Origin of the sequence: Burkholderia cenocepacia, from assembly GCF_900446215.1 — a bacterium.
Classification (GTDB): Bacteria; Pseudomonadota; Gammaproteobacteria; order Burkholderiales; family Burkholderiaceae; genus Burkholderia; species Burkholderia cenocepacia.
Map to the genome: position 1 here is coordinate 484,087 of NZ_UAQZ01000016.1, position 7,167 is coordinate 491,253.

4 protein-coding genes and 1 pseudogene are annotated in these 7,167 nt (G+C 65.9%); 2 read left to right on the forward strand and 3 right to left on the reverse strand.

Annotated features, from left to right (window positions below):
- Positions 1-19: 19 nt before the first annotated feature.
- Complete coding sequence (locus tag DTA15_RS34445; protein WP_006483337.1) at positions 20-559, forward strand: P-loop NTPase family protein; 540 nt, start codon at positions 20-22, stop codon at positions 557-559.
- Between the two features lie 22 nt (positions 560-581).
- Here the strand turns inward: DTA15_RS34445 and DTA15_RS34450 are convergent, their stop codons facing one another.
- Together DTA15_RS34450 and DTA15_RS34460 are read right to left on the reverse strand one after the other, a co-directional pair.
- Positions 582-989: a VOC family protein gene (locus DTA15_RS34450; RefSeq protein ID WP_006483322.1), complete on the reverse strand. Its 408-nt coding sequence runs from the start codon at positions 987-989 to the stop codon at positions 582-584.
- A gap of 348 nt (positions 990-1,337) precedes the next feature.
- The gene (locus DTA15_RS34460) at positions 1,338-4,931 is read right to left on the reverse strand and encodes a YadA family autotransporter adhesin (RefSeq protein ID WP_006483327.1); all 3,594 of its coding nucleotides are present in this window, start codon (positions 4,929-4,931) and stop codon (positions 1,338-1,340) included.
- Between the two features lie 1,133 nt (positions 4,932-6,064).
- Between DTA15_RS34460 and DTA15_RS34470 the strand changes: the two genes are divergently transcribed.
- Positions 6,065-6,880 (forward strand): response regulator transcription factor, encoded by an 816-nt coding sequence (locus DTA15_RS34470; RefSeq protein WP_006483332.1) that lies wholly within the window; start codon positions 6,065-6,067, stop codon positions 6,878-6,880.
- A gap of 9 nt (positions 6,881-6,889) precedes the next feature.
- On the opposite strand, the pseudogene DTA15_RS34475 reads toward DTA15_RS34470, so the two are convergent.
- Positions 6,890-7,167 (reverse strand): annotated as a pseudogene (locus DTA15_RS34475) (TonB-dependent receptor); the annotation flags it as partial.

A 7,167-nucleotide genomic window follows, 5' to 3' on the forward strand; every position in this document is an offset into this window, starting at 1 on the left:
TTTGCCGGTGGTCACACCCATGCGCGTCATCGTCGTCGGAACAAGCGGAGCCGGGAAATCCACCTTTGCCAGCGCACTGGCCGCCGCCGCGGCCTGCCCGTACATCGAACTCGACCGGCTCTACTGGGGCCCGGGCTGGACCGCCGTGCCGCCCGTGCAGTTCGACCATGCGGTGCGGGCGGCGACGGCCGGCGACCGCTGGGTCGCCGACGGAAACTACAGCGCGGTGCGTGACGTGCTGTGGTCGAGGGCCACGCACGTCGTGTGGCTCAACTTCGGGCGATGGACGGTGTTTTCCCGTGTGCTGCGGCGCACGATCGGCCGCGGGCTCATGCGCACCCGGCTCTCTCACGGCAACCGGGAATCGCTGCGGATGGCGTTCTGCTCGCGGGACTCGGTGCTGCTGTGGTCGTACACGACGTTCGCGAGAAACCGCGTGAAGTTCGCCGGCTTGCGCGACGACCCGAAATACGCGCATCTGCAATGGACGGAGATCACCAAGCCGTCGCGTACCCGCGCGGTCATCGAAACGCTCGCCCGCGCCAGCCGTTGCGATTGAGCGTGGCACGCACTGCGTCGCATCAATCGTCGAAGGTGCCCTGATATTCCGGCGCGGCATCCGCGCGCGTGTTCAGTTCGAACATCACGCCGCCCGGCGCGCGGCAAAAGAAGCGCGAGCCGCGCCCGTTGTTGAAGACGTCCGTCTCCATCGCGACGCCTTCCTCCTTGAAGCGCGCGAACAACGCGTGCACGGCATCGAGACTCGGCAGTTCGAAGCCGACGTGGAAATTGGCGGGCCATGCGGGCACGCCGTCGCCGACGTGATCGATCACGACGTCGAAGCCCGGGCGTTTGAGGATCCAGGATTTTTCCCAGCTTCCCGCGATCGTGAAGCCGAGGTATCGCTCGAAGAATCGGGCGGTGGCCAGCGTGTCGGCGGAGGGAAAGCTCAGGTGGTTCAGCTTCATCGTGGCTGTCGTTTCGGTCATGGTCGCGCTCTCTGATGCGGTGGTGGGCGGAGGCCCCATGCCGTGCCGCCCGAGGACTTCAGAATACGAGCGCGGGCTCGCGTTCAACAACTCGCATTGAACGTTGCGCCGGACGCGGGCGAAACCCTTGCGGGGCCGGCCGTCGAGCGATGAAGGCGATCGCGGCGGACAGCGCCACTCGCATTCGCGACAGGCGCCGTCGATGCGGGATGACCAGTCGAACGAATACGCCAAACGACGACGGCCCGGGATTCGCAAACGAACCCCGGGCCACCGCTCGACCGCGGGCGCCGGGCATGACATGCGTTGCCCGGCACCCGCGCATCGCTCAACGCTGCGCAACCTGCATCAGAACTGATAACCCGCACCGACCACCGCGCCGAAGTCCGACCGCGTGTTGCCCGTCACCGATGCCTTGACGACCCAGCGGTTGCTCTCCGTCACGTACGAGTAGCCGGCCGCGAAGCCCTGCTGGCCGTGATAGTTCGACGTCGCAGCCGACACCATCGAGCGCCCCGCGCCGGTCGGCTGCGGCAAGCCGGCCACCGCCATCGCCGACGCGACGCCGCCGTACATGTCCTTCTTCAGGTCGTTGAACGAGTTGTACACCTGCCCGATGCGCTGGTCGGTGTAGCCCTTCGCCTGCGTCGACGCCGTCGCGAGATTGTCGTTCAACTGCTGCACGTTCACCGCGTCGGTCGGCGCCGTGCCGGCCGCGACGTTCGTGACCTGGCGCTCGCTGCCCTTCGCGCCGACCGAGAACGAGTTGTCGCGATCGGCGACGGAGCCCTGGCCGACCGCCACCGCGTTCTTGCCGGTCGCCGTCGCCGTCGAGCCGATCGAACCCGCATCGGCACGCGCGATCCACGTGGTGTTCGCATCGGTCGCGGCCGCGCGGATCTTGTCGTTGGCCGCCACGTTCTTCAGCGCGTTGTTGAACTGGCCCATGTTGACCGCGTCGTTGTCGCTCACGCCCGCCGCGACGCCGGTCAGCACACGGTCGCCCGCCGTGCCCGAGAAGTTCACGCTCGCGCCGCCCGAATCCTTGCCGACCGTGATCGCGCCGTTCGGGTCCTGCTGCTGCACGAGACCGGCCTTGCCGTTCGCGATGTTCGTCACGCTCCCTTGCAGGTTCGAGATGTCGGTGGTGTTCTTCGACACCTGCTGGTTGGTCGCGTAGAGCTGCGAGCCGTTCACCGCGTCGGTGCTGGTGGCGCCGAGCGTGCCGGCCTGCACGTTGGTGATGCGCGTGCCGCCCGCGCCGCCGAGCGTGATCGTGCTCTTCGAACTGTCGTCGTACTGCACCGCGAGCGCGCCGAGCTGGTTCAGGTTCGACTGCACGTCCTTCAACTGCTTCACATTCACCGCGTCGGTATCGCTGGTGCCCGCCGCGACGTTCTTCAGCACGACCGCCGACGTGGCGTCGCCGCCGACCAGCGACACCGAATTCAGCCGGTTGCCGCTCGCGTCGACGTCGTATTTGACGACGTTCTTCACGGCTTCGCCGGCCTGGTTCGACACGTTCGTGATCTGCTGCTCGAGCGCGGTCTTCACGCCCGACAACTGGCCGCCATTCACCGCGTCCGTGCTGCCCGCGGCGACGTTGCCGTCGGCCACGTTGCTCAGCTTCGTCGGCGCGCCGCCGCGCGCGGCGTTGAATGCGCCGAGCGTCGGGTCGAATTGCAGCGCATCCTGTTGCAGCCCGGCGATCGCCGCCGTGTTGCCGGCGATATTGGTTTCGGCATTGCCGATGCGCGTTTCGTGATTCGCGAGCGTCGTCGTGTTGCTGCCGACGCGGCCGTCGAGGTTCGTCAGCGCGTCGCCGACGTTGTTGAACGTGCTGCCGCCGATCTTGTAGTTCGGTGCGCCGATCGAGCCGTCCGGGTTCGCCGTCGCGCCGCCGCCGAGCGCGGCCGCGGCGCCGTCGGTCGCGCGACGCAGTTGCGCGCCGTTCACCGCGTCCGTGCTGCCGGCCGCCACGTTGCCTGCCGCGACGTTGGTCAGGCGCACCGGGCTGCCGCCGTTGCCCGCGCCGAGCGACACCTGCTGCTTGCTCGCATCGTCGTATTTGACCGCGAGCGCATCGAGCTGGCTCGTGCCGTCGTGAATCGCCGCGTTCAGCTGGTCGACGTTGACCGCATCCGTGCCGCTCTTGCCGGCCGCGACGTTGCTGATCAGCTGCGGGCCGTGGCCGCCGTGGCTCGCATCGTAGGCGCCGAGGCCCGGGTTCCACTGCAGCGCATCCTGCTGGAGCGCCGCGATGTTGCCGGTATTCGCCGTCACCTGGTTGCCGACGGTCATGATCGACTGGTTGAGCGTGTCGGTCGCCTTGCCGAGCTGGCCGACGTTCACGGCATCGCCCGCCGCCACGCCGTCCGCCACGTTGTGCAGGCCGACCGGCGCCGTTGCGCCCTTGCCGCCGAGCGTGACGCCGCCGTGCGCATCGTCGTCGTACTGCACCGCGTTCTTCGTCGCGTTGCCAATCTGGCTGGTGATCGACGTGCTCAGGTTGCCGAGCGTCGTGCTGAGGTTGTTCGTCACGCTCGTGCTGAGCGACGCGAGGCCGCCGTTCAACTGGCCGACGTTGACGGCGTCGTGCGGGTCCTTGCCGTCCGCGACGTTGTGCAGCGTCGTGCCGTTGGGGCCGGCGAACGTCACCGAGTCGAAGCCGCTCGCGCCGTCGTACTTGACGTTGCGCGTATCGGCCGCCTGCAGGCCGGCGATGTTCGATGCCGCCGTGCTCAGCGAGCCGTTGATGCCCGTCACGCTGTTCTGCAGGTTCGTGATGTTCGAAGTCGCCGTCGAAATGGACGTCTGCAGCGGCGTGAGGCTGCCCTTCAACTGGCCGACGTTGACCGCGTCGGTATCGGCGACGCCGGCGGCCACGCCGCCGATCGTCGTGCCGGTAGCGCCGTCGAGCGCGATCGCCGCGTGCGAGTCGTCGGTGTATTTGACGACGTTCTGCGTGGCCGTGACGATGCTCGTGCTGAGGCTGTTGCCGACGCTGGTCACACGCTGGTCGACGTTCGAGATCGAGGTCGACAGCGCGTTGCCGACCGACGTCACGCGTGCGTCGACGTTGCCGATGCTCGTGCTCAACGTGCTGTTCACGTTCTTCAGCTGCTGGACGTTGACGGCGTCCGTATCGGCCGCGCCCGCCGCGACGTTCTTGAGTTGACGTTCGCTGCCGATCGCGCCGAACGATACCGCGCCGCCCACCGGCGCGGCCGTGCCGCCGAATACCGGCGTGCCGCCGTTGTTCGCGCCGACGCTGCCCGAGCCGATCGCCACCTGGTTGTTGTCGCTCGTCTGCGCGCCGGCGCCGATCGCCACCGACTGCGTGCCGCCGGCACGCGTTTGCGTGGCCGCGTCGTACGACGCGCCGGCCGATACGCCATCGCTCGACGTCGGGTTCGCGCCGCCGATCGCGACCGAGCGGTCGCCGCTGGCGAGCGCCGAGTGGCCGAGCGCGATCGAGCTCGTGCCGTGCGCATCGGCGACGTTGCCGAGCGCCATCGAGAAATCACCGACCGCCGCCGACTGGCGGCCGATCGCCAGCGAGGTATTGCCCTGGGCGACCGCCACCGTGCCGATCGCGGTGGCCGAGTTCGCCAGCGCCTGCGAGCCGACCCCGATCGCAATCGCGCCGCCGCTGCCGCTGCCGCCCTTGCTGCTCGCATTCGACTGGTCGCCGATCGCGATACCGCTGGTGCCGGCCTTCGCATTGGTGCCCTGCGTCACGTTCGCGGTACTGACAGCGACGTAGCTGCCGTTCTTCGTTGCCACGCATAGCGGGTTGGTGCCGTCGATACACTGGCCGTTCAGCGCGTTGTCGGGGTTACCGCGGTCGACGAAATTGTCCGCGTGGGCGGCGCCGGCGATCAGCACACCCGCACCCGTGAACATCGCGGCGGCGAGCGCCGAAATCTGCTTCCTCTTCATGGTCTTCTGCTCCGTTGTGTAGCGTCTGGTTTGAATACGGACTACTTACTTTTATTGACAGCTTCGACTTCGATTGCGACTTCGGTTCGGAAGCGGATTGCGCTTCACGGCAAGCCATGCCGAGACGACACACATCGAGCAGCCGTTTCGACCGGGCGTTCGAAAGCCCGGGGCATGCCGTCGGCTCGATGTCCCGTTTCGTTAATTCGACAACTGACTTAGGAATACGTATTGATTGTCATGGACGAGCTTTTCCCCGACTGAATCCGGAGATTCAACCCGTCGTCATGTACTTCCCCGATTTTTCGCCGCGCTGACCGCGACCCACCACGCTTCTTTTATTTCATCTCCGGCAACCGGAGTTTCACTTCGGTGCAGCGAACCCCGGCCTGGACCGTCATCAATCGATGCGCGAGGCCCGGATCAGGCAACGTCCGTCACCGCTTGCGGTGCTTCCGCTACCCTGCGCCACCCGTCGTTCAAAGTTCGGACGAATTATGAGACACGGACTTGAATTATTAAAGCCGGCATTCTTTATAGATTGTAAAATTTATATTATTCAAAGGCTTACGCAAAATACACACATTCCGCAAACGATTTCGCGCTGGCGCCGTCATTCAAAATCTTTTATCGAGCGGATAAATACTTTGCCAAAGCGGATTCAAATAATATTTCGTCTGAAAAAGCCAATCGGGAAACGCGGCCGGCCGTGCATTTTTTCACCGGATATACGCGTAAACCACGATCATCGATGCATATCGACACTTCACGTTCCTGTCGCAAACCGCCATTTTCGATAATTACGCACGCGGAATGGCACGAATGGAGTCGTCATGTCTGGCCGGATTCGAAATATGCTCCTACAATTCCGCTCGCATCGATTCCGGCAGTCGCGGTCATTCCTCGCGCAAACACGGCAATCCCGCGCATCTTTACCGGCTCAGTGATCAAAACAACCCACGCCGTCCGATGCGCCGGGCGGTTGCCTGCCGCGCCGTTTCGCGCTGTCCGGAATCGATGCGGGCGTGCGATGCGATGGATGCATCGCCACAGAGCGGCTTCCGACGTTTCCACCGCACCGGGCAGGCCACCCGCGGAAACGCAGCCAACCGCCTTTTCACAACAGGTGCACGATGCCTTCACCGATCTCCGCATTGAGCGACGCTCATATCCTGATCGTCGACGATCAACCCGACCAGCTCCGGTTGCTGATCGACATCCTGCGCGGCACGGGATGCCGGATCAGCATCGCATCCGACGGCGCGCAAGCGTGCCAGCGCGCGCAGGCGCTGCTACCCGACCTGATCCTGATGGACGTGCGCATGCCGCGCATGGACGGCTTCACCGCGTGCCGGCTGCTCGCCGCCGATCCGCTGACGTGCGCGATCCCGGTCATCTTCCTGACCGTGGCCGGCGCATTGCACGAACGGCTCGAGGGGCTCGAGATCGGCGGCGTCGACTACGTGGTGAAACCGTTCGAGCCGGCGGAGGTGATCGCACGGATTCGCGTGCAGCTCTCACGGACGAAACGCGAACGGCCGGCCGAGGCGGACGCGGCGGAAAACCCGTTCGCGGCCGGCAACGACGACGACATCATCGTGCGCGCGGCGATCCGCCACCTGTCGCGCACGCTGAACGATCCGCCGACGGTGGAAGAACTGGCGCGCGCGGTCGGCACGCACGAAAAGCGCTTGTCGCGCGCGTTTCGCGACAATCTCGGCCAGACGGTGTTCGAGTATCTGCGCTTCGAGCGGCTGCGGATCGCGCAGGATCTGCTGGATTCGACCTCGCTCAGCATCGCCAGCATCGCGAAGGAAATCGGCTTTTCGACGCCGGCCAATTTCGCGACCGCCTTTCGCGAACGTTTCGGCATCACGCCGACCGAATGGCGACGCCAGGGCCATGCGGGTGCGCGCACCGCGACCGGCGAGCCGCAACGTCGCGCGTAAGTCGCATGCTCACCAGCTGTATTTCGCGCTGGCCAGCACGGTCCGCTCGTTGCCGAACACGCACACCGCGTACGACTGGCATCCGCTGACATAACGCCGGTCGAACAGGTTCGCGACGTTCACCGCGAAACGCCAGCGCGGCAGGTCGTAATGGATCGCGAGATCGTAAAGCGTCGCGCTCGGCACCGTCAGCGAATTGTCCGGCGCGCCGGCCGACGCGCTCTGGTAGCGCACGCCGCCGCCGACGCCGACGCCCGCCAGCGCGCCCGTGTGCCAGGTCCAGTCGG

Coding starts and splice junctions, on each gene's coding strand:
- DTA15_RS34460 (WP_006483327.1), bottom strand. CDS start 4,931: ATGAAGAGGAAGCAGATTTCGGCGCTCGCCGCCGCGATGTTCACGGGT.
- DTA15_RS34445 (WP_006483337.1), top strand. CDS start 20: ATGCGCGTCATCGTCGTCGGAACAAGCGGAGCCGGGAAATCCACCTTT.
- DTA15_RS34450 (WP_006483322.1), bottom strand. CDS start 989: ATGACCGAAACGACAGCCACGATGAAGCTGAACCACCTGAGCTTTCCC.
- DTA15_RS34470 (WP_006483332.1), top strand. CDS start 6,065: ATGCCTTCACCGATCTCCGCATTGAGCGACGCTCATATCCTGATCGTC.